Annotated in this window: 24 protein-coding genes and 1 riboswitch; all 24 genes read left to right on the top strand. The window is 49.6% G+C overall.

What is annotated here, in order from left to right; translation table 11 throughout:
* Positions 1–92: 92 nt before the first annotated feature.
* Positions 93–1184: an L-threonylcarbamoyladenylate synthase gene (locus MKY97_RS26300; RefSeq protein WP_342556459.1), complete on the top strand. Its 1092-nt coding sequence runs from the start codon at positions 93–95 to the stop codon at positions 1182–1184.
* A gap of 238 nt (positions 1185–1422) precedes the next feature.
* Positions 1423–1983: a manganese efflux pump MntP family protein gene (locus MKY97_RS26295; RefSeq protein ID WP_342553087.1), complete on the top strand. Its 561-nt coding sequence runs from the start codon at positions 1423–1425 to the stop codon at positions 1981–1983.
* 63 nt (positions 1984–2046) lie between these two features.
* Positions 2047–2619, top strand: a complete 573-nt coding sequence (locus MKY97_RS26290; protein WP_342553086.1) for a low molecular weight protein arginine phosphatase — start codon at positions 2047–2049, stop codon at positions 2617–2619.
* A 97-nt stretch (positions 2620–2716) separates the two neighbouring features.
* Positions 2717–2798, top strand: a riboswitch (ZMP/ZTP riboswitch).
* Between the two features lie 142 nt (positions 2799–2940).
* Positions 2941–3534, top strand: a complete 594-nt coding sequence (locus tag MKY97_RS26285; protein WP_342553085.1) for a TIGR01440 family protein — start codon at positions 2941–2943, stop codon at positions 3532–3534.
* A gap of 218 nt (positions 3535–3752) precedes the next feature.
* Complete coding sequence (glyA, locus tag MKY97_RS26280) at positions 3753–5000, top strand: serine hydroxymethyltransferase (protein ID WP_342553084.1); 1248 nt, start codon at positions 3753–3755, stop codon at positions 4998–5000.
* A gap of 470 nt (positions 5001–5470) precedes the next feature.
* The gene (upp, locus tag MKY97_RS26275) at positions 5471–6100 is read left to right on the top strand and encodes a uracil phosphoribosyltransferase (RefSeq protein WP_342553083.1); all 630 of its coding nucleotides are present in this window, start codon (positions 5471–5473) and stop codon (positions 6098–6100) included.
* Positions 6101–6139: 39 nt separating this feature from the next.
* Entirely contained in the window at positions 6140–7297 is a 1158-nt protein-coding gene (gene wecB / locus MKY97_RS26270) for a UDP-N-acetylglucosamine 2-epimerase (non-hydrolyzing) (RefSeq protein WP_342553082.1), read from the top strand.
* A gap of 186 nt (positions 7298–7483) precedes the next feature.
* The gene (locus MKY97_RS26265) at positions 7484–7738 is read left to right on the top strand and encodes an AtpZ/AtpI family protein (protein ID WP_110895634.1); all 255 of its coding nucleotides are present in this window, start codon (positions 7484–7486) and stop codon (positions 7736–7738) included.
* Positions 7731–8108, top strand: coding sequence for an ATP synthase subunit I (locus MKY97_RS26260; protein WP_342553081.1), 378 nt, complete (start codon positions 7731–7733; stop codon positions 8106–8108). Before MKY97_RS26265 ends, MKY97_RS26260 begins: the two co-directional genes overlap by 8 nt.
* A 47-nt stretch (positions 8109–8155) precedes the next feature.
* The gene (gene atpB, locus MKY97_RS26255; protein ID WP_342553080.1) at positions 8156–8974 is read left to right on the top strand and encodes a F0F1 ATP synthase subunit A; all 819 of its coding nucleotides are present in this window, start codon (positions 8156–8158) and stop codon (positions 8972–8974) included.
* Positions 8975–9048: 74 nt separating this feature from the next.
* Positions 9049–9273 carry a F0F1 ATP synthase subunit C gene (gene atpE, locus MKY97_RS26250; protein WP_090922866.1) on the top strand — a complete coding sequence of 75 codons (225 nt, stop codon included), beginning with the start codon at positions 9049–9051 and terminating at the stop codon, positions 9271–9273.
* A 113-nt stretch (positions 9274–9386) separates the two neighbouring features.
* A complete protein-coding gene (gene atpF / locus MKY97_RS26245) occupies positions 9387–9875 on the top strand; it encodes a F0F1 ATP synthase subunit B (RefSeq protein ID WP_342553079.1) in 489 nt (162 codons plus the stop codon).
* Positions 9872–10420: a F0F1 ATP synthase subunit delta gene (locus tag MKY97_RS26240; protein WP_342553078.1), complete on the top strand. Its 549-nt coding sequence runs from the start codon at positions 9872–9874 to the stop codon at positions 10418–10420. Before atpF ends, MKY97_RS26240 begins: the two co-directional genes overlap by 4 nt.
* Positions 10421–10436: 16 nt before the next feature.
* The gene (gene atpA, locus MKY97_RS26235; protein WP_342553077.1) at positions 10437–11951 is read left to right on the top strand and encodes a F0F1 ATP synthase subunit alpha; all 1515 of its coding nucleotides are present in this window, start codon (positions 10437–10439) and stop codon (positions 11949–11951) included.
* A 116-nt stretch (positions 11952–12067) separates the two neighbouring features.
* Positions 12068–12940, top strand: a complete 873-nt coding sequence (gene atpG, locus MKY97_RS26230) for an ATP synthase F1 subunit gamma (protein ID WP_342553076.1) — start codon at positions 12068–12070, stop codon at positions 12938–12940.
* A 95-nt stretch (positions 12941–13035) separates the two neighbouring features.
* Positions 13036–14439, top strand: a complete 1404-nt coding sequence (gene atpD / locus MKY97_RS26225) for a F0F1 ATP synthase subunit beta (protein WP_342553075.1) — start codon at positions 13036–13038, stop codon at positions 14437–14439.
* Between the two features lie 63 nt (positions 14440–14502).
* Positions 14503–14907 (top strand): F0F1 ATP synthase subunit epsilon, encoded by a 405-nt coding sequence (locus tag MKY97_RS26220; RefSeq protein ID WP_342553074.1) that lies wholly within the window; start codon positions 14503–14505, stop codon positions 14905–14907.
* 632 nt (positions 14908–15539) lie between these two features.
* Entirely contained in the window at positions 15540–15797 is a 258-nt protein-coding gene (locus MKY97_RS26215; RefSeq protein ID WP_342553073.1) for a DUF1146 family protein, read from the top strand.
* A gap of 521 nt (positions 15798–16318) precedes the next feature.
* Positions 16319–17671: a UDP-N-acetylglucosamine 1-carboxyvinyltransferase gene (murA, locus tag MKY97_RS26210; protein ID WP_342556458.1), complete on the top strand. Its 1353-nt coding sequence runs from the start codon at positions 16319–16321 to the stop codon at positions 17669–17671.
* Between the two features lie 599 nt (positions 17672–18270).
* Entirely contained in the window at positions 18271–19719 is a 1449-nt protein-coding gene (gene spoIID / locus MKY97_RS26205) for a stage II sporulation protein D (protein ID WP_342553072.1), read from the top strand.
* A gap of 120 nt (positions 19720–19839) precedes the next feature.
* Entirely contained in the window at positions 19840–20580 is a 741-nt protein-coding gene (locus MKY97_RS26200) for a M23 family metallopeptidase (RefSeq protein WP_342553071.1), read from the top strand.
* A gap of 171 nt (positions 20581–20751) precedes the next feature.
* A complete protein-coding gene (gene spoIIID, locus MKY97_RS26195) occupies positions 20752–21039 on the top strand; it encodes a sporulation transcriptional regulator SpoIIID (RefSeq protein WP_024632710.1) in 288 nt (95 codons plus the stop codon).
* Positions 21040–21259: 220 nt separating this feature from the next.
* The gene (locus tag MKY97_RS26190; protein WP_342553070.1) at positions 21260–22258 is read left to right on the top strand and encodes a rod shape-determining protein; all 999 of its coding nucleotides are present in this window, start codon (positions 21260–21262) and stop codon (positions 22256–22258) included.
* Between the two features lie 102 nt (positions 22259–22360).
* A complete protein-coding gene (locus tag MKY97_RS26185; protein ID WP_342553069.1) occupies positions 22361–23245 on the top strand; it encodes a flagellar hook-basal body protein in 885 nt (294 codons plus the stop codon).
* Positions 23246–23325: the final 80 nt, after the last annotated feature.

The following is a 23325-nucleotide window of genomic DNA, read 5'->3' as shown; positions in this document are numbered from 1 at the left end:
TCAACGAGGCGGCAGGTACAGCCCAGGGTGGACATAACACAGCCTTTTGGGATGTCAGAGCGCTGCTGCAGGAACAAAGTGAAGTAGAAGATATGCAGGAGATTTCCCTGTATTCCAGTGTGAAAAAGGGGAGCGCCGCCCGTGAAGCGGCGCTTGCTGACCTGCAGGCAGCGGCAGCCTGCCTGGGTCAAGGAGAAACCGTGGCCTTCCCGACCGAGACGGTCTACGGTCTCGGCGCAGATGCGCGGAGCACAGAAGCGGTGGAAGCGGTATTTGCCGCCAAGGGTCGGCCTTCCGACAACCCGCTGATTGTGCATATCGCGCATCGTGACCAGCTGCAGGAACTGGTCACTGAGGTTAACGAGACAGCGGAAGCATTGATCACGGCCTTCTGGCCGGGTCCACTTACGCTGGTGCTGCCGGTTAGGCCAGGGGCGGTGTCCCCGCGCGTCACCGCCGGGCTGGATACGGTGGCCGTGCGCATGCCCGACCACCCGGTGGCTTTGCCGCTCATCGCAGCGGCAGCATGCCCTGTGGCTGCGCCAAGCGCCAACCGTTCCGGGCGGCCCAGCCCGACCCTCGCTGCACATGTGCGGGAGGATCTGGACGGCCGCATCGGCGGCATTGTGGACGGCGGCCCCACCGGGGTGGGCGTCGAGTCCACCGTGGTGCAGGCCGGTGACGACGGTACCGTCACCATCCTGCGCCCTGGCGGCATCACGGCGGAGCAGCTGTCCGCCGTGGCCGCCCGTGTCGTCACGGACCCGGCGCTTCTCGCCGAGGGGTCCGGTGGCGACAGCACCAGCCCGGCGCCGCGCTCGCCGGGCATGAAGTACACGCACTACGCACCCGCAGGGGCGCTGTGCGTGGTTGAGGGGCCGCCCGAAGCGGTGGCGGCCTGGACCCGCGCCGCTCTCGCAGAGGCGGCGCAGCGCGGAGAGCGCACCGCGGTGCTGGCGTTCGCCGAGCACGCGGAGCAGTACCGCGCCGATGCCGTATTCTCGCTGGGCGACGCCAGCGAGCTGCAGGAAGCTGCGCGCAGGCTGTACGCCGCGCTGCGCAGCTGCGATGAGCAGGGCGCCACATATATTGTGGCGGAAGCCTGCTCGCGCGAAGGGATGGGAGCAGCCGTCATGAATCGGCTGCTCAAGGCAGCAGGCAACCAACTCATTCAAGTTGGCTGACCTGCCCACCTGAATGCTCCTGACCACCGGATCAGGAGACCCGACGCTCCGCAGACAGACGCCGCGTTTAACGTGACAACCGATTGCTTTTTCATACAGCGAGCAAGCCTTGACCTGCCTTTTCTCATCGGAATGCTGCATCAACACTTCTTCCTTCCAGTTTCACCGCATCCGTCATGTTTGAGTTCTTGTCCGCATATCGTGTACAAGAACCTTTATGCGACTTGGGGGAATGAGGATGTGGGATGTGTCTGCTCATGTGGGGCAGTTGGTAACCATTCTGATTATGGCCGTTGCGCTTGGGCTGGATGCGTTCTCGCTCGGTATCGGAATTGGCATGAAGGGCATACGGCTGCGGGACGTGTTGAAGATCAGTACGGTCACGGCGCTGTTCCATATCATCATGCCGCTTGCGGGCATGTATATGGGCAAGTATATGAGCTCCTTGCTGGGTGATATTACGAATTATGCGGCAGGCGGCCTGCTTGTGCTGCTGGGCGGTCATATGATTTTGAATGCGTTTCGCGAAGGGGAAACCAAGCTGGTGGATCACCGCTCTTTACTGGGTATTATTTTATTTTCACTCAGTGTCAGCGTAGATTCATTCTCCGTTGGCGTATCGCTGGGCATGTTCAGCAGCGATCTTGTTCTGACGATTCTGGCCTTCGGTTTCTGCGGCGGGTTGATGTCCATCTTGGGGCTGCTGCTGGGACGCCGGGTAAGTCAGAATCTGGGGGATTACGGTGAGGCAGTAGGCGGAGCCATCTTGCTTGCCTTTGGACTTTTGTTTATATTTTAAAATAAAACGTGCGAACGATACGATAGGCATATCACATCTTGATCTAATGGGGAGGCTAACACAATGAAACATATTTTATTTGTATGTACAGGCAATACGTGCCGCAGCCCCATGGCAGAAGGGCTTTTGCGAAAACTGGCATCCGAGCGCGGCATTGAGGTGCATGTTCGTTCTGCGGGTGTAGCCGCAGCGTCGGGAATGCCGATCTCGCGTCATGCCGAAGCGGTGTTGAAGGATCATAGTGCGGAGGGACCGTCCCATTCCACACAGCTCAGCGCAGAGCTGGTCGATTGGGCCGATCTGATTCTGACATTAACCCGGAGTCATAAGCAGCATGTGATGCAGGTGTTTCCGGATTCCATTCAGAAGACCTATACGTTGAAAGAGTATGTGGAGAATGATGAGCAGGTGCTGCAGGACCTGCAGGAATTGGACAGCCTGTACGCGACACTGGAGATGAAGCGTGCACTGGGGCAGGAGATTTTGGCATCCGAGCGGGAGCGCGCCATTGAGATCCGCCAACGTATACCGAGCTTTGATATCTCGGACCCGTTTGGCGGGAGTCGGGATGATTACAATATCGCTGCAGCAGAGATACGGACAGCTTTATCGCGGCTTCTGGATAAGCTTGAGTAAATTTCGGCAAAGATAGACAAGATATAGAAACAGAACATCAGATGTAAATTAACCGTTGATTTTAGAGTAGGGTTGATTTATGATGAAGGGGAAAACAGGGATCCGGTGTAACTGGCGACGAAGTGGGCACAACCACAATGGAGCACCGGAACAAACGGCCGGTCGCCTGGGCAAAAGAGCAATTCTGCGATACCCGCAGACTGCTCTTTTTTTCGTCTTTCGTCTGATTTTTCGCTATAATAGTACCTGAAATGCCATGAGCGTATGCAGAGGAGAAAGCAGCACGAGGCAGCAGGCATGATTTTATCGGGAGGCGATAGGATGACGATTGAATTGGATTCGGAACAACCTGGACTGCAGCAGCAGACCGCATCGATCCTGCGTGAACTGGCACTTGCCGGAAAGCTTGGAGCCGGACACATTGTTGTCATTGGCACAAGTACAAGCGAGGTTGCAGGTCGGCGTATTGGAACAAGCGGTGCAGTGGACGTAGCGCAGCAGCTGCTTGCGGGTATTCACGAGGTGCAGACGGAGTTTGGTTTCCATACCGTATTCCAATGCTGCGAACACCTGAACCGGGCGCTTGTGATGGAACGTGCGCTGCTTGAGCGTCTCGGACTGACAGAGGTTGGTGCAGTACCTGTACCAAAGGCTGGTGGTTCCATGGCATCGACTGCCTATCGATCACTGTCCGATCCGTGTCTGGCTGAGCATATTCAGGCTCATGCAGGTCTGGATATCGGGGAGACGATGATTGGCATGCATCTGCGTCATGTTGCGGTTCCTTTCCGTACATCGCTTCGCTATATTGGTGAGGCTCGTGTGACCGCAGCACTTACCCGTCCGAAGCTGATTGGCGGCGAACGGGCAGTATATCGTATGGAAGAGCAGCCTGATTCAACCTTTTGTGACTAACGTATAAAGCGAAATGATGTTTACACGTAAACGGAGAGTGCAGCACCAATCTGGAGAAGCAGCGCGTTCACGTTTATCACCGGATTTTCTCTTTGTCAAAAGGGGCTCAAAGAAATCTGGGGATAACAGTGATCGTAAGATGGTGATGCAATCGAAGTCAGGCGTGTAACCTGAAAGCTCGCTTTATAACTTCATTATAATCTAGGAGGAATTTAATCATGGAACAATTGCGCAAGAATGACCCTGCAGTATTGGAAGCGATGAATCTTGAACTGAAACGCCAACAGAACAACATTGAGCTGATCGCATCCGAGAACATCGTAAGTGAAGCGGTAATTGAAGCAATGGGCTCTGTATTGACTAACAAGTATGCTGAAGGTTACCCGGGCAAACGTTACTATGGCGGTTGTGAGCATGTTGATATCGTTGAAGATATCGCGCGTGATCGTGCCAAGGAACTGTTTGGTGCAGAACATGCGAACGTGCAGCCGCACTCCGGTGCACAAGCGAACATGGCTGTATATCTGGCAGCCTTGAAGCCTGGCGATACCGTTCTGGGGATGAACCTGGCGCATGGTGGTCACTTGACGCATGGTAGTCCGGTTAATGCTTCCGGTTTGCTGTACAATTTCGTTGCTTACGGCGTACAGGAAGATACATTCCTCATTGATTATGATGAAGTTCGCAAAGCAGCATTCAAACACCGCCCTCGTCTGATCGTAGCAGGCGCAAGTGCATATCCGCGTACGATTGATTTTGAAAAGCTGGCGTCCATTGCCAATGATGTTGGCGCGCTGTTCATGGTCGATATGGCGCATATCGCAGGACTTGTTGCAGCCGGACTGCATCCTAACCCGGTGCCGCATGCACACTTCGTAACGACGACAACACACAAAACGCTGCGCGGACCACGCGGTGGTATGATTCTATGCCGCAAATCCTGGGCAGCTGCCATTGATAAAGCTGTATTCCCGGGTTCCCAAGGCGGACCTTTGATGCATGTGATCGCTTCGAAAGCCGTAGCTTTTGGTGAAGCTCTGCAGCCTTCGTTCAAAACGTATGCGCAAAACGTAGTGAAAAACGCACAGGTGCTCGCTGAAACATTGATCGCTGAAGGATTGAACATCGTATCCGGCGGTACAGATAACCACTTGATGCTGATCGATACTCGCAGCGTGAATATCACAGGTAAAGAAGCAGAGCATGTGCTTGACTCTATCGGTATTACCGTGAACAAAAACGCGATTCCGTTTGACCCGACAAGTCCGTTCATCACCAGTGGTATCCGTATCGGTACACCTGCGGCGACTTCCCGCGGTATGGACGAGAAAGCGATGGCAGCCATCGGTAAGATCATTGCCAAGACGCTTAAAAATCCAAAAGACACAGCAACGCTTGATCAGGCTCGCGCAGAAGTAACGGCCCTGACAGATCAATACCCGCTGTACACAGACCTTAAATACTAGGACTGTTACTTCAACTGCTGAAAAACACTGCTCGTGCTGTTTGGTTTTGAAGGTTGTTAAAATGGAATACAGAGGAACGAAGTGAGCAGAATGAGGCCGTAGAAGCGAAGCGCTCGCATTTATCCCCGGATTTTTACCTACCTAAGGTGATTCATAAAATTCGGGGATAACGGCGATCGAAGGAGCATTCTGGTGGCGGAGTGGTGTTGTATTACAAAAGAGCATCTTTAGTGTTCACACGTATTTTGAGCATTCAAGTGACATAACAGCACGAGCAAACAGGACCGGATGGATCAATTTCCGGTCCTGTTTTTGTATGATTTGCTATTCTGTAATGATTAGGTGCCCTTTGATGGTGTAATTCAGTGTGGGTGATGATATAATATACAGGATTTATCGGGCCTGTGAATGACGGCTAGGTATATTTGGAAATGCTTAACACATGAAGAACTTACCGGAGGGACAATTTAATGGGAAAATTAGTAATATGTGATCACCCCCTGATTCAACACAAACTGACGTTTATACGCGACATGCGTACGAATACGAAAGATTTTCGTGAATTGGTTGATGAAGTAGCGACGCTGATGGCTTACGAGATTACAAGAGACGTTGAACTGGAATCCATCGACGTACAGACACCTGTAGCAGCAACCAAAGGAAAAGTGATTTCCGGCCGTATGCTGGGACTCGTACCAATCCTGCGCGCTGGACTGGGCATGCTGGATGGCGTGGTGAAGCTGCTGCCAGCGGCAAAAGTAGGACATGTTGGCTTGTTCCGTGATCCGGAAACACTGCAGCCGGTTGAATACTACACCAAACTGCCTACAGACGTAACTGAACGTCAGCTGATTGTGATTGACCCGATGCTCGCAACAGGCGGATCGGCAATTGCAGCCATTGACGTGCTCAAAAAACGCGGCTGCACGCAGATCAAAATGATGAACCTGGTAGCAGCACCGGAAGGCGTAAAGGCAGTACAGGATGCGCATCCGGATGTAGATATCTATGTCGCTGCACTGGACGACCGTCTGGATGATCACGGATATATCGTGCCAGGACTTGGCGATGCAGGAGACCGTCTGTACGGAACGAAATAAGCATATTTTCATGCGGATTAGAAAAGGGGCTTTGCTCGAATGTCCAACAAAATTAAAGTGATGACTATTTTCGGGGTGCGTCCGGAAGCCATCAAGATGGCTCCGCTTATTCTGGAATTGCAGAAACATCCCGAGTCTATTGAGTCGATTGTTTGCGTAACTGCGCAGCATCGCCAGATGCTGGATCAGGTTCTTGAAGTTTTCGACATTCATCCCGATTATGATCTGGATGTCATGAAGGATCGTCAAACCCTGAACGAGATCACCATTCGTGTTCTTGGCGGTCTGGAGCCGGTTTTGCGTGAAGCGAAGCCGGATATTGTACTCGTTCACGGGGACACATTGACTACCTTTGTAGCCAGTTATGCAGCGTTTTTACAGCAGATTCAGGTCGGACATGTGGAAGCTGGACTGCGGACGTGGAACAAGCTGTCGCCGTATCCGGAAGAGATGAACCGTCAATTGACGGGCGTTCTGGCTGATTTGCATTTTGCACCGACGGACTGGTCCTCTTCCAATCTTGCCAAGGAAAATAAACCGGAGTCTAGTACCTACGTCACAGGCAACACGGTAACGGATGTGTTTCAATATACAGTACGGGAGGATTACAAGCACCCGGTACTGGATTGGGCACAAGGCAAGCGCCTGGTGCTGATGACTGCTCATCGCCGCGAATCTCAAGGCGAGCCTCACCGCAACATTTTCAACGCCGTCAAACGGATTGCTGACGAATTCGAAGATATTGCCATCGTGTACCCGGTGCACCCTAGTCCTGCTGTGAAGGAGCCGGCTCACGCGATTTTGGGGAATCATCCCCGTATACAGTTAATCGATCCGCTAGACGTAGTGGATTTGCATAACTTTTACCCGCACACTCACTTGATCCTGACCGATTCGGGCGGTTTGCAGGAAGAAGCACCTTCGTTTGGTGTGCCTGTTCTTGTACTGCGCGATACGACAGAGCGCCCGGAAGGCATTGAGGCCGGCACGCTGGAATTGGTAGGGACGGAAGAGGAACGTGTATATGAACGGACCAGAGCGCTGCTTACAGATGAAACACTGTATGCAAGCATGAGTCAAGCTGCCAACCCGTACGGTGATGGACATGCTTCGGAAAGAATTGTCAATGCGATTTTGCACCATTTCGGCGTGAAAAGCGAACGTCCGGAATCATTTCACAGAAAGTTCAAAAAATAATTCACATTTTCTGTTGGATTTACGGAGGGGATAGCATACAGTTAAACTGTACGGTTTACGCGGGTTTATGGACTTTATTAGGTTGTAGACCCGTCGTTTTTCCCTTTAAAACGCTAAAATCAATCAATTGACAAAGACTCTCATCATTCAGTAAAATTAACTGGGATTGCAAGGGTGGCGTGGAAAATGGCCGATTCGAACAAACCAAATTCATCCCGTAACCATGATGATAAGGTATGGAAAGCAATGGGGCTCGTGACAGCTTTTGGAATCGAGATTGCCTTGCTCGCTGTTGCCGGATATTACGCTGGCTCGTGGTTGGATAAAACCATTGGAGGAAGCGGAATATGGATCGCCGTAAGCGTTCTCTTTTTTCTTGCGGCAGGTGGGGTAAGCATTTACTTTATTGCTAAAAAATTCATGGGGGAAAGTGATGAGTGAACTAGCCAGATATCGCAGATGGATGACCGTTTCCGTCATGTACGTACTCATGATTTGTTTTCTAACGGCTGCATTCGCACCTCGTTTGGAGACGATTGCTTTGGGACTGGCCTTGGGCGTGATCATCAGTTTGATTAACGCATTCTACCTGGGCTACAAGGTAAGGAAGATGTCCGATGATGCGGCAGAAGGTAATCTGAAGCGTGTGAACCTGGGATTTTTGACAAGAGCGGCGCTCGCTGTGCTCGGTATTTACATATCGATGCGCTTTCCGCAGTACTTCAATACATATGCGGTTGCAGGCGGTCTGGCCATTGCGCAATTTTCCTTATTGATTATAGGGATCATCATGTCCCGCAAAGCAGATTGATTTTGAGTGTCGCAGCTTTCACGTAGAGAAAGGGGTGAGAAAAAAATATGCATGAAGCTCCAGTGATTATGCTTGGTGGATTTCATCTGGACTTGTCCGTACTGTTGATGTTGATTGTAACCGGCGCCATTGTCTTCATTTTTGCCATCATCGCTACACGGAATCTGTCTGTGGATAATCCGGGAAAGCTGCAGAATTTTATGGAGTGGGCCGTTGAGTTTGTTCGCAATCTGATATCCAGCACCATGGACATGAAGAAAGGCAAACACTTTATTTCTCTCGCGCTTACGATGATTTTGTTCATCTTCGTAGGTAATATGCTTGGGCTTCCGTTTCAGGCGGTTACCGAAGTCAAGAGTGTCGAATCGGCTACAGTATTCGGGAAACCAATCGTCACGGCGGTTGAAGCTTATGAAAAGGCTCATGCCAAGGACCCGGAAGCACATCCGCACATCGAGCTGGCTTGGTTCAAATCACCGACAGCAGACTTGTCCGTAACGATGGGACTAGCTCTTGTAGCCTTCCTCGTAGCACATGGACTTGGATTGTTTAAGAACACCAGAGGTTACCTGAAGCACTATGTGCAGCCGTACGCGTTGTTCCTTCCGATTAACCTGATCGAGACCGCGTCCAAGCTGCTCACGCACGGCATGCGTTTGTTTGCAAATATTTTTGCGGGTGAGGTGCTGATTGCAACCATCCTCAAACTGACCAGCTTTAAAGTGCTGGGCGCAATCTTCGCAATTCCGCTGCTTGCAGTATGGCAGGGTTTCAGTATCTTTATCGGCGGAATTCAGGCCTTCGTTTTCGTCATTCTGATGATGGTGTACATTTCACAGACCATCGAAACGCACGAAGAACATTAAGTTTTAGACCTGCGGAGACTTCTCCATCAGGCTGAACAATAAAATTGATTTATAATTTTAAGGAGGATATACAAATGGGAGCAATGGCATTAATCGCAGCAGCAATAGTTGCAGGATTGGGCGCTTTCGGCGCAGGTATCGGTAACGGTATGGTAATCAGCAAAACAGTGGAAGGGATCGCTCGTCAACCAGAAGCGAAATCCACACTGCAAACAACAATGTTTATCGGGGTAGGTCTGATCGAGGTATTGCCGATCATCGGTGTGGTACTCGCGTTCATGTTCTACGGTGCTGCTTAATTCATAACTCAGTACGGCGGGGAAGGCTGGAGCCCTCCGCGCCTTCTTTTTAGCTAGAACTTGTCCTGTAAGGGATAATGTTTTTAGGATACCTCCAGGAAGGAGTGAACAGATTGAATTTCTTATGGGAAAACACGATTCTTGCGATTATCGCATTTTTGATTCTATACTGGCTGCTTAGCCGCTACGCTTTCGGTCCGTTGTTCTCCATCATGGAAAAGCGTCGTGAACTCGTGATGAGCCAGATGAATGAGGCTGCTCAGACTCGGGAACAGGCGATTGCTTATGTGGAGGAGCAAAAACAGGCTCTGGAACAAGCGCGCAAAGAAGCTCACGACATTATTGAACAGTCCAGACAAACGGGCGGCAAGCAGGCTGAATCCATCCTGGCTGATGCCAAAGCTGAAGCGACTCGTCTCAAAGACGATGCAGTACGTGAAATCGAGAGCGAGAAGAACAAAGCAGTTGCCGCGCTTCGCAGCGAACTGGGTACTGCTTCCGTACAGATTGCTTCCAGATTGATCAAAAAAGAAGTTGAGAACGGTCCAGCACAAGAGGAACTTGTGAACCAATACCTCAATGAGGTAGGGGGCCGACAATGAGCCGCGATACGATTGTTGCCAAGCGTTATGCAAAAGCATTGTTCGAAGTTGCTCTTCAGCAGCAGCAAGTGCTTGAAGTTGAACAGGAACTGCGTGCTGTTGTCAGCGGATTGACCGGAGATCAAGAGATTATGAAGTTTATCGTTTCTCCGAATATCTCTGATGAAGCGAAGCGTAATGTGCTTCATGCAAGCCTTGATGGCAAAGTGTCCGAACCTGTCCTTCGCACGGTTTTGCTTCTGATTGAGCGCGGCCGCGTGGAATTGTTGAACGAACTGTTGAATGACTACGTGAAGATCGAAGGGGATTCCCTTGGCATCGCTGATGCACGTGTATATTCGACTTATGCTTTGAATGAAGAAGAGAAAGAAGCGGTAGCCCGTGAATTCGGAGGCCGTGTGAATAAAAAGATCCGTATCGAGAACATTGTTGATCCTGCACTGCTGGGCGGATTGAAAGTCGCCATTGGCGATACGATCTATGACGGCAGCTTGGCTGGCAAGCTCGAACGTCTTGAGCAGTCTTTTAACAGACGAGTACAGTAGATTGGGGTGAGGACACTTGAGTATCAAACCAGAAGAAATCAGTACATTAATTAAGAGTCAGATCGAACAATACAAGACCGATATCGATGTAGTCGAAGTTGGTACAGTTATTGAGGTTGGTGACGGGATCGCCCGTGTATACGGACTCGAGAATGTCATGTCCAACGAGTTGGTTGAGTTCCCAAGCGGTGTAATGGGCCTCGCCATGAACGTGGAAGAGAGCAACGTTGGTGTCGTTATCCTGGGACCTTACTCGGATATCCGTGAAGGCGACCAAGTTAAACGTACAGGTCAGATCATGCAGGTGCCTGTTGGCGAAGCATTGATCGGACGCGTTGTGAACCCGCTCGGTATTCCGGTGGATGGCAAAGGGCCAATCGCTACAACGGAATTCCGTCCGGTAGAAGGTAAAGCACCAGGCGTTATGGATCGTAAATCGGTTCATGAGCCGATGCAAACAGGGATCAAAGCGATTGATGCAATGGTTCCAATCGGTCGTGGACAACGTGAGTTGATCATCGGTGACCGCCAAACAGGTAAAACATCGATTGCGATCGATGCGATCCTGAACCAAAAAGGCAGCGGCATGAAATGTATCTATGTGGCTATCGGTCAGAAGCAGTCCACTGTTGCTCAGGTCGTAGAAACACTGCGCCGTAGAGGTGCAATGGAATATACGATCGTCGTAACGGCATCCGCTTCCGATCCGTCACCATTGCTGTACATTGCTCCATACTCCGGCTGTTCGATGGGTGAGTATTTCATGTACAAAGGCGAGCACGTGCTGGTTGTATATGATGACTTAACAAAACAAGCAGCAGCATACCGTGAGTTGTCCTTGCTGCTTCGTCGTCCTCCGGGCCGTGAAGCTTATCCAGGTGACGTATTCTATCTGCACTCCCGTTTGCTGGAGCGTGCTGCGAAGCTGAATGATGAACTTGGTGGTGGTTCTTTAACCGCTCTGCCGTTCATTGAAACACAAGCTTCCGACGTATCTGCATACATTCCGACCAACGTAATCTCGATTACAGACGGTCAGATTTTCTTGGAGTCCGACCTATTTAACGCAGGACAGCGTCCAGCGATTAACGTGGGTATCTCGGTATCTCGTGTCGGTGGTTCTGCACAGATCAAAGCGATGAAAAAGGTTGCAGGTTCCCTGCGTCTCGACCTCGCTCAATATCGTGAGCTGCAGGCGTTCTCCCAATTCGGTTCTGACTTGGATAAATCCACGCAGGCTCGTCTGAACCGTGGCGCACGCATGATGGAAATCCTGAAGCAGGGTGTTAACCAGCCGCTGCCTGTAGAACAACAGGTTGTCAGCTTGTACACTGCAGTTAAAGGATATCTGGATGAAATCCCGACAGGTGATGTAACTCGTTTTGAGCGTGAGTTCCTTGCGTTTATGGAGAGCAATCACGGGGAAATCCTCGGCTCCATTCGTGATACGAAAGAATTGACACCAGACAACGAAAATGCACTTAAAGATGCAATCGAGAAGTTCAGAAAGAGCTTCGCTGTCTCTGTCTAAATAGATCCATGCAGCTGCGGAGTTGTTTAACCGATTCCGCATGTCTGCATGTGTAACTTGCAGCGATACTTTATGAAGTAACTTTGGCTCTGCCAAAGTTTTGAGGTGGTGAAATCATGGCAAAAGGCATGCGCGAAATTAAGCGGCAAATTAAAAGCGTACAAAGCACAAAGCAGATCACCAAAGCAATGGAGATGGTTGCCGCTGCAAAACTGCGTAAAGCGCAGGAGAAAGCAGAGGCTGCCCGTCCTTATTCAGAGAAGCTGAAAGAAGTTGTGGCAAGTATTGCATCAAGCACGCAGGGGATTCAGCATCCTATGCTGGACAGCCGTCCGGTGAAAAAGACAGCATATCTGATCATTACGTCGGACCGTGGTCTTGCGGGCGGATACAATGCTAATATTTTGCGTCAGGTGAACCAGACGTTAAAAGAGCGTCACAACTCCCAGGACGACTATGAATTGTTCGTTATCGGACGTAAAGGGCGCGACTATTTCAGACGGCGTGAAATTGCTATGGCTTCAACGACAACCGATCTGTCGGATTCACCTGCATTCGCCGATATCAAATCGATCGCTCATGAAGCGGTACGCGGATATGAACTGGCTGAATTTGATGAATTGTACATTTGTTATAACCGCTTTGTAAATGCGTTGACCCAGATTCCAACGGTGGAAAAACTTCTTCCTATGGAAACACCTGAGTTAACTGCTGCGGATGGACCGACTGCAAGCTACGAGTATGAACCGTCAGCTGAAGCTGTGCTGGAAGTGCTGCTTCCGCGGTATGCGGAAACATTGATTTACGGTGCACTGCTGAATGGTAAAGCGAGTGAGCTGGGTGCGAAAATGACGGCAATGGGTAATGCAACCAAAAATGCATCGAAGCTCATTAATGATCTGTCATTGACTTATAACCGTGCCCGTCAAGCAGCGATTACGCAGGAGATTACGGAAATTGTGGCAGGTGCCAACGCAGCACAAGGCTAACCGTTTTTTATTTAATGAAGGCTTGCACTGCAAAAATGAACGAACGGAAATTTATTTTTGCCAAAGTAGCAGGCTTGTAGGAGGGGAACGTTAAGATGAACAAAGGACGCGTTGTGAGCATCATGGGTCCGGTTGTTGACGTCGAGTTTGATCGCGGCGGTCTGCCGGAAATCCTCAATGCCATTACGATCACTACAGTAAGCGCAAGCGGCGTTAGTGTAAATCTTACACTCGAAGCTTCGAAACATCTGGGTGACAACCGGGTACGTTGTATCGCGATGTCCTCCACGGACGGTCTCGTTCGTGGCATGGAAGCCGTAGATACTGGAGCTCCAATCTCTGTACCTGTCGGTGAAGCGACACTGGGCCGTGTATTTAACGTACTCGGGGAAGCAATCGATACTGGCGGTACAGTAGCAGCTGAACACAAAAACCCGATTCACCGCTCTGCTCCTGCATTCGATGAATTGACAACCCAGGCTGAAATGCTTGAAACAGGTATCAAAGTTATCGACTTGCTGGCTCCTTACGCAAAAGGTGGTAAAATCGGTCTGTTTGGTGGTGCCGGTGTAGGTAAAACGGTAACCATTCAGGAACTGATCAACAACATTGCGCAAGAGCACGGTGGTATCTCCGTATTTGCCGGTGTTGGCGAGCGTACACGTGAAGGTAACGACTTGTATCACGAGATGAGTGACTCCGGCGTTATCAACAAAACAGCAATGGTCTTCGGACAAATGAACGAGCCACCAGGCGCACGTCTTCGTGTAGCCCTCACAGGTCTGACCATGGCGGAATATTTCCGTGATGAAGAAGGCCGTGACGTACTGCTCTTTATCGATAACATCTTCCGTTTCACCCAAGCGGGTTCAGAAGTATCGGCCCTGCTCGGACGTATGCCTTCCGCGGTAGGTTACCAGCCTACGCTGGCAACAGAGATGGGTCAACTACAGGAGCGTATCACTTCAACGAAGAAAGGATCGGTTACATCCATTCAGGCGATTTACGTTCCTGCGGATGACTACACTGACCCGGCTCCTGCAACGACATTTGCTCACTTGGATGCAACAACTAACCTGGAGCGTAAAATCTCCGAGATGGGTATCTACCCGGCGGTAGATCCACTCGCATCCAGCTCCCGGATCTTGTCTCCAGAAGTTGTAGGTGAAGAACACTACACTGTAGCTCAAGGCGTAAAACGTATCTTGGCCCGTTACAACGAACTTCAAGATATCATTGCGATCCTGGGTATGGACGAGCTCAGCGAAGAAGACAGAGCGCTCGTTTATCGTGCGCGTAAGATTCAACGTTTCTTGTCCCAGCCTTTCCACGTTGCTGAAGCATTTAACGGTATTCCGGGTAAATACGTTCCGGTTAAAGAAACGGTGCGCAGCTTTAAAGAGATTCTCGAAGGCAAGCATGACGATCTGCCGGAAGCAGCATTCCTCTTCGTGGGCACCATTGAAGAGGCAGTGGAGAAAGCCAAAACACTGGTATAATCTGAGTCCAGGATTGTCCTTATGAAGCGAGCTATCCTTCGGATAGTTTCAGGAGGGATGGAATTGAGCACCTTTTTGTTGGAAATCGTAACGCCTGAGCGTCTTGTCTATTCACAGCAGGTGGACAGCATCATCGCTCGTGGTATTGAAGGGGAACTGGGGATTCTTCCTGGTCACATCCCGATGGTTACACCTTTACAGATTGCACCGATCATCATCAAAAACGGAAAAGAGAGCAAGCAGGTCGCCATTGGCGGCGGCTTTATCGAAGTCCGCAAAGATAAGGTTGTTGTACTCGCAGAGAGTGCCGAATTCCCGGAAAGCATTGATGTGGATCGTGCGCGTGCGGCCAAAGAGCGGGCGGAACGCCGGCTTGCCAGCCAAAGCAATCAGGACCACTTTGATCACCGCCGTGCAGAGATTGCTCTGCAAAAAGCGGTTAACCGGATTAACGTAGTCGGCAAATAAAGTGATTTGTGGAGCCCGGCGGCATAGTCTGCCGGGTTCTTTTAATCTTTCGCAGAAATTACAATAGTAGATATACACTGACTTATGATGCAGGATGAATTATAAATTCGAAGAATAGAGAGTGTTCTCTTTATATAGTATGAATGGCTTAACGTGTCATAAGATTCACCTTTTAATGATTAGATGAATAACATGTAGGACTTAAGAAGTATGGGCTTATACCCCTGATAGAACCAATTTTACGAGGGGAAGTTGAATTATTTCCGAGGAAATGACAGAATCGATATCGATACAGCGCTCTTTTATGTCGTTTTAGTCACAAAATCCCGGAGAATAAAAATTAAAATATGTAGCGAAGTGGAAATCAATGTAATTGACAAGTGACAGTGAAACAGCCTATATTCCTTAGAGTCAGCAGAAGCAGGAAGCTGGATGCCAGATTTCCATCATCATGCACAGCCAAATTGCTGCTGCTCGGTCATATAGGCATCAGAACATCCAGCAGACCAGAAGCATAACGGACAGCAGAGCGAGTGAATTTCTGCACTGGACATTCCAGTACACTAACAAGTTATGTATGCTGGGCATAGGATATGCTGATCGCTGCAGTAATCAAGGTGGAGGTATGAGATATGGGTAATGATCTGGCGAATCAGGTGAATCAGACATTGAGCACCAACAGCCTGATCTCAATTGTCGTTTCTCTTATATGTATAGCAATAACATGGTGGTCACTGCAGCATTTGAAGTTGGAATTGGTGATTCGGCAGCCCAAAAGTGCTCAGGGAAGACTGCTGCATTTGCTGATCGCCATTATTCTGGGTCATGCCGTTGCTGGCTTTGTTATTGATTACCTGTCCTGGACGCAAATGTTGAGAAATTTGTTTTAATGTTGAGATGGTTGGTTAATCATCTGTTAGGTTCTTCAAGCGGCTCATTGTCGAATAACATCGATTAATTGTGTTAACAATTAGAGTATAGGTTGTCGACCAAAAAATAAGAAAAAAATGTGAACGTTTATTTGAATGAATTTGAAATGTTTTATGTAAAAATGCTTGTATCGTACAATTCAACAATGTTATGATGGAAGTTAGGGAATTCACAATTTTTCACTTATTATGTAGGTTATAAACGGGATACCCGGTGAATACCGGCTAAAAAACATCCCAATCCGTCTGTTCTGATGCTGTGATGGTCTGATTGATGTTTTCACAAGCCATGAAGCAGGATGTACAGTACACATGGTATCATCGATATGAATTATACAAACCAATTCTTTTCTGAACAGACATCTGAGCATACATGCCAGAATATGTCGAAATTCCACACACACCTACAGTCCTTTCTACCATAGTGGGGCTTACGTATTCCGGAATGAGGAAAAGGGAATAAAAGCGCGGAGGGAACCATGATGAGCAAATTTATCGTCCGCGGTGGCAAAAGGTTGACCGGAAGTGTCAAAGTTAGCGGCGCTAAAAATTCTGTTCTTCCGATCATCGCTGCCTCTCTCTTAGGGGAAGAAGGACAAAGCGTTATTATTGACGCGCCTCCTCTAGACGATGTGATGACGATTAACAAAGTATTGGAATCGCTGGGAGCGGGAGTTACATACCGGGACGAAGTGATTACCGTTAATGCGGAGAATCTTACTTCCTGTGAAGCCCCGTATGAATGGGTTAGTAAAATGCGGGCGTCTTTTCTGGTCATGGGGCCTTTGTTGACGCGTTTGGGTCAAACAAGAATCTCACTGCCTGGTGGATGTGCCATTGGCACAAGACCAATTGATCAGCATCTCAAAGGTTTTGAAGCCATGGGAGCAGAGATCAGCTTGGGCCAAGGTTATATCGAAGCACGCAGCCAGGGACGACTGCGCGGTGCGAAAATTTATCTGGATGTGGCTTCTGTAGGTGCCACTCAAAATATTATGATGGCTGCAACACTGGCCGAAGGCGTTACGGTTCTGGAGAATGCGGCGAAGGAACCTGAAATCGTAGACCTGGCTAACTTCCTGAACGGGATGGGAGCAAAAGTTCGCGGAGCCGGTACAGGTGTTATTCGTATTGAAGGTGTCGAGAAGCTGTCTGGTGTCAAACATACAGTGATTCCGGATCGAATTGAAGCTGGAACGTATATGGCTGCCGCAGCAATCTCTGGTGGTGATGTATACGTTGAGGGTGCCATTTCCGATCATTTGGGCTCCGTCATTGCGAAGCTTGAAGAAATGGGCGTAACGGTGCAGCCGGACGAGAATGGCGTACGGGTTATTGCTGACCGTCCACTCAAAGCAGTGGATGTCAAAACATTACCATACCCAGGTTTCCCTACGGATATGCAGTCTCAGATGATGGCTTTGCTGCTCGCATCCGAAGGAACCAGCGTTGTGACGGAGACGGTGTTCGAGAACCGCTTCATGCACGTTGATGAATTCCAACTGATGAATGCAGAGATCAAAGTCGAGGGACGCTCGTCCATCGTTACAGGGAATGCGAAGCTGAAAGGTGCGAAAGTGACAGCGACAGACCTGCGTGCAGGGGCTGCTCTGATCATTGCTGGCCTGGTTGCTGAAGGTACGACAGAAGTGGGCGGTGTTCATCACATCGACCGTGGTTACGTCCATTTGGCTGAAAAACTCAATGGCCTTGGAGCGGACATCTACCGCATCTCGGTTGAAGAGCCTAAGCTGGATGCGGTTAAAGCTCCTAGCGAGAAGGTTGAAGTTGAAGAAGAAGTACCTATGTTCAAAGTACAGCCAACTTGGGCATAAACCAAGTTTGTATCGTGCTGCGTTTTATCGTGTGAACCACAGGAAAGAAATATGTGGAATGCTGCTGCGAAAGAAAACATCAGCGCAGCGTATGTATAAGTTTTACAAAGCTAAAGCTAAGCCTTCGGGCTTGGCTTTTTTTGTGTTCATTTTTAAGTGTATATGGTATGCGGGTGCCTCTACATGATTAAACGAGATGAACGAGAGATTTTGTGACAAAGGCTCAATCTATGATGCATTGGATCAGGGGAGGTTTTCACGAATGTAATGAGTGGATGAATAGGTTCAATGAGTACCTGATTCTATTAATAGCTGGTCCTAACTTGTATAACTTCACATTCGATGAAGCACCTCTTGGGGTACCAAATGAAAGAGCTGCTGCATACAATCGGCTGATGGACCGCACAGCCTATGTACGCGCAGCAGCAATGCTTTCAAGGGAATAGCTCAGAACGGTGCCAGGTTGAAAGCAGTGTTCATAGGACTATCGTTTCTCTTAAATCCGGTTCTATCAGATCGAGGGAACTCATATCTTAAACTATGGATTAGACAAAAGAGCCGGCTGTGGTCCGGTCCTCGACAACGGAGGGGTATTTTGAATGAAAGAAGCTCGTGTGCAGGTTAAAATACCGCTTGTCCCGCGGCCAGGTATACAGGGACCGGAGAAGGATTCTGCTCTGGATGCAGAGAAAGACAAGCCTGCTCCTGCGAAGAAGAGAAGCAGCTCATTACAGAAAACGAAGATTTGGAAGGCAGTGGTACAGAATGCCCCCGCACAAATGCCCGTGGATAGCAGGCCAGAAGAAAATCGCGTTAGGCCTGGGGACAAATTAGCAGGGGATACTGAATATCTCGAACATACCGAACATGCCCGACATGAGGCATCGGAGCGCATCCACATCCCCATTATTGAATTAGATCGGTTTCGGAAGGTGAAACAGCGTCGTATGCGTGCTTTTGGCCGCCGCCGCTGGGGGCATAAACAGGGGCGCTGGCGGCCCGCGGCAGCTGTCTCGGCCCTACTCATTCTGGCTTTAACCATTCCGGTTATCCTGGTGTGGCCGCGATCAGCAGATCAGGTGAAGCCGCTGCCGACGCCAGCTGGTATGAGTTCCGGCATTCAATCAAAACATCCATCTCCTGTACCCGCTGTGCCTGTCACCTATCCAGAGCCGAATGTCCGGGTATACTTGTCTGCGACAGGCACAACGATAAAGCTGCCGCTGGAGACCTATGTGACAGGAGTTGTTGCTGCCGAGATGCCGGCTGAATTCAAATTGGAAGCATTGAAAGCTCAGGCAATCGCAGCTCGTACATTTATTGTGAGAAGGCTCGAAGCGAATGATACCAGCGGTGTACCTTCAGGGACAGCAGATGTGATGGATACGGTTAACCACCAAGTATTCATTCCACCTGATCAGGTGAAGGCAGATTGGACCCGGCTCGGCAAAGCGAAGGAATGGGAGAAGCTGCAGCAGGCTGTGCGTGAGAGCCGGGATGCGGTTATGACCTATCAAGGCCGGGCGATTACAGCATCTTTCTTCTCTACCAGTAATGGATATACCGAGAACGCCGAGGATGTGTGGGGCAGTGTGGTTCCCTATTTGAAAAGCGTAGACAGTCCGTGGGATAAACAGCTGGCTCCGGGTTTCACAGAAACGGTGACGATGAAACGAAGCGAGATTTTGCAAAAGCTGAAGCTGGACGCTGTTCCGGTGAATGCCGGGAAGAGCGGTTCATGGATGAAGGTGCTGTCTACCACCAAGGGGCACCGCATTAAGGAAATGCAGATCGCAGGTGAGACGTTCAGCGGCCCGGAAGTCCGCAAACTTCTAGGGCTCAGATCCAGCCAGTTCAGCTGGAAGACAGAAGGTGATGAAGTGCAGATTACGACATACGGTTATGGTCATGGGGTTGGCATGAGCCAATGGGGGGCGAACGGTATGGCACAGGAAGGACACACAGCTACCCAGATTCTGAAACATTATTATACCGGGATTTCCTTCGGACAGGCATCCAAGATGCTGGCCTCAAAGCAGGGGAAGTAAGTAATATGTTTCTCTACCCCCAACATATATAGCATTCTTTGAAAGCTGCGTGAAAATTTTTAGAGTCGCGCGTGTATAAAAGAGTTGCACCCGGTAACACTTGTTACTGAGGTGATCAAGATGAATGAACAAAACAACAAAAAAACAGTCCAAGAAGAAACTCCTAAAACAACGCAGGGAGTACCGGCAGCTCAGCCCTCTTCATGGAGAAAGACCATGTCCAAACGTTGGGTTTTCCCGGCAGTCTACATCGCAGCAGCAGGTATTATACTAACTCTAGTGTGGGTCTATCAGGGAACAGGCGACAAAGCTATGAACCCCGACTCGGCTAAAGAATCAGTAGAAACAGGCGCAGCGAGCACGGATGGAACAACGGTAGGCGGAGAGCAGGATAGTGTGGAAGTTGTTGCAAAGTCGGAAAATTTTGTTTGGCCAGCAGCATCCCCTTCCGAGATTTCGGTTGTGAAACCATTCTATGACAACGAAGCTTCAAGTGAGGAACATGAGGCAGCAATGGTGCAGTACAATGACACATTTATTCCGAATACCGGCATAGATCTGGCTCGTGGGGATAACAAAACGTTTGAGATCAGAGCAGCGCTCAGCGGAAAAGTTACACGAGTCGAGCAGAACCCGCTTACAGGTCAAGTGGTAGAAATTACACACGGCGATAACCTGAAAACGGTATACCAGAGCCTTGCTGATGTCAAAGTAAAACAGGACGATGAAGTGAAGCAGGGGGATGCCATTGCATCTGCCGGTGTAAGTGAACTGGGTAAAAACCTGGGGAACCACCTGCACTTCGAAGTTTACGAAGATGGTCAGCCTGTGAACCCGCAAGGATATCTTCCGGAAAAATAAATGATTTTTACCGCACTAACATGATGGGCAGGGGTGAATAACCTCTGCTCTTTTTATGCTTTTCAGAAAATAATGGGACCTTCGAAGCTTGTCACACCTCTAAACCGCGAATATATAGGCATGCTCCTCATATAATGTACCAAACTATCCACACAGTAGGGAGGCGGGAGCGTGCACGATTACATCAAGGAACGGACCATCAAAATTGGTCGCTGCATTGTTGAGACGAGAAATACGGTCCGTACCATTGCCAAAGAATTTGGCGTGTCAAAGAGTACTGTGCATAAAGATCTGACGGAGCGTCTGCCGGAAATCAACCCTGATCTTGCTGACCAGGTCAAACACATTTTGGAGTACCACAAGTCGATCCGTCATTTGCGGGGCGGTGAAGCGACCAAAATCAAGTACAAAAAAACGAGTGGAAAAAAACGTGAGGTGCTGGCTTCCGCCAAATCATAAGCAAGTTCTTCAAGAACTAGGCCAAAAAGCTCACAGCATGGATTGAATCCCTCCCCTGAAGTATGATATGTTAAAAGCTGGTACAGGATCGAATTATGACATCTTATCAGCCCGATTTTTACATATATATGTTGCACTTTGTCGAACGAGCGGTGACGTGATAAGAGACACTTTTTCACAGGATACGCTGACCAAATAATATCACTTTGGGGGCTCTTTTATGTTTAGCAAGGATATCGGTATTGATCTTGGCACGGCGAACGTGCTTATTCACGTGAAAGGAAGCGGAGTTGTTCTCAATGAACCTTCTGTCGTGACCATTGAAAGCGATACGAAGCGGGTCCTTGCTGTCGGGGAAGAGGCGCGTCGTATGGTAGGGCGGACGCCGGGTAACATTGTTGCCATCAGACCGCTGCGCGATGGTGTTATTGCGGACTTCGAAATTACGGAAGCTATGCTCAGGCATTTCATTAATCGTGTGGGAGCAAGAAGCTGGTACAGCCACCCGCGGATCTTGATCTGTGCACCAACGAATATCACTTCCGTAGAGCAGAAGGCCATCCGTGAAGCTGCGGAGCGCAGCGGTGCCAAAGAAGTGTTTTTGGAAGAAGAGCCGAAAGCGGCAGCCATCGGGGCAGGCATGGATATTTTTCAGCCGAGCGGCAATATGGTCGTAGATATCGGCGGCGGAACGACTAACGTTGCAGTCCTGTCTATGGGCGACGTAGTCACCGCCTCTTCTATTAAAGTTGCAGGGGACAAGTTTGACGAAGCCATTACCAAGTATGTCAAAGCCAAATACAAGCTCATGATCGGGGAACGCACAGCGGAAGATATCAAAGTAGCCATTGGTTCCGTGAACCCGTCCGGACATCAAGCCGAGATGGATATCCGCGGCCGCGATATGGTAACCGGTCTGCCGGTTACAGTCACGGTGTCAGGCAGTGAAGTGCAGGAAGCGCTATGGGATTCCGTGCAATCTATTATCGCTGCAGCCAAGTCGGTATTGGAACGCACACCGCCTGAACTGTCTGCGGACATTATTGACCGTGGGGTAGTTTTGACTGGCGGAGGTGCACTGCTGAACGGACTGGATGAACTGCTGTCCAATGAACTGCATGTACCGGTATGGGTTGCAGAGGATCCGATGCACTGCGTTGTAAAAGGGACAGGCATTATGTTGAATAATTTGGACCAAGTGGTTAAGAAAAAGTTCTAGTCTGCCGATATAAAAAGCAAGCAGGTTCACCATACAGGTGAACAGAACGGACAAACAGCGCCTGCGCAGCAGGGACAAGCGTTTGAAGAGAGGGGTTCATTCATGTTAAGAGGTCTGTACACCGCTGCCGCGGGAATGATTACAGAGCAGCGCCGCCATGACACAGCTACGCAAAATATCGTAAATATGAACACAACGGGATATAAGCAGGTGAACAGTGTGAACCGTTCATTCCCGGAAATGCTCATTACGCTAATCGGCGGGGATGCCAATCTTCCAACCAAGCGGCTGGGCAGGCTCAATTCGGGTGTATTCGCGGAAGAGAGTTTATCGATGAATGTTCAGGGGACTCTTATGGAAACGAAACGAGGAAGTGATTTTGCGATCTCTTCCAACCTGAGTGTGAATGATCCACAGACGAACCAGCCTGTTGCGTTTGATGCTTCGGGCAAATTTGTAAGGGCAGATGGAACGGTCATGTTTCAGCCGCAGGCCTATTTCACGGTTCGGGATGCAGCTGGCAATACACGGTATACACGCGATGGTCATCTGGAAGTGAACGGAACCGGACAGCTTCTCAGTTCCACCGGTGCTCAAGTGCTGGATAACAATGGGCAGCCGGTTGTGTTGACAGGTTCTGTAGAGCAATTTAAAGTGGATGAGCAGGGCCGCCTGGTGAATGCGGATACGGGTGCCCCGACAGGTGTTACTCTTGGCATAAGCATCATCGATCAGCCGAATCAGTTAATCCGTCAAGGGGACGGCAGCTTTAGTCTGAATGAAGAAGATGGAGCGACGGCGCGTATGATGGCTGCTGCGGATAATGTGCAGATTCATCAAGGTTACCTGGAAGGTTCCAATGTAGATGCTTCTCAGGCCACCGTTGATATGAATGCAGCATTCCGTGCCTATGAAGCGAACCAGAAAGTCGTTCAGTTTTATGACCGCAGTTTGGATAAAGCCGTTAATGAAGTTGGTCGTGTATAACAAATAACGCCAAACGTACCCATATAACCGCACAGTGATGGGCTTAAGAGCCTTTCTCGAAGCAAAGCAGGAGGTTAAAC

The organism is Paenibacillus sp. FSL R7-0652 (genome assembly GCF_038595045.1).
Classification (GTDB): Bacteria; Bacillota; Bacilli; order Paenibacillales; family Paenibacillaceae; genus Paenibacillus.
This window is presented reverse-complemented; position numbering and strand designations above follow the sequence as displayed.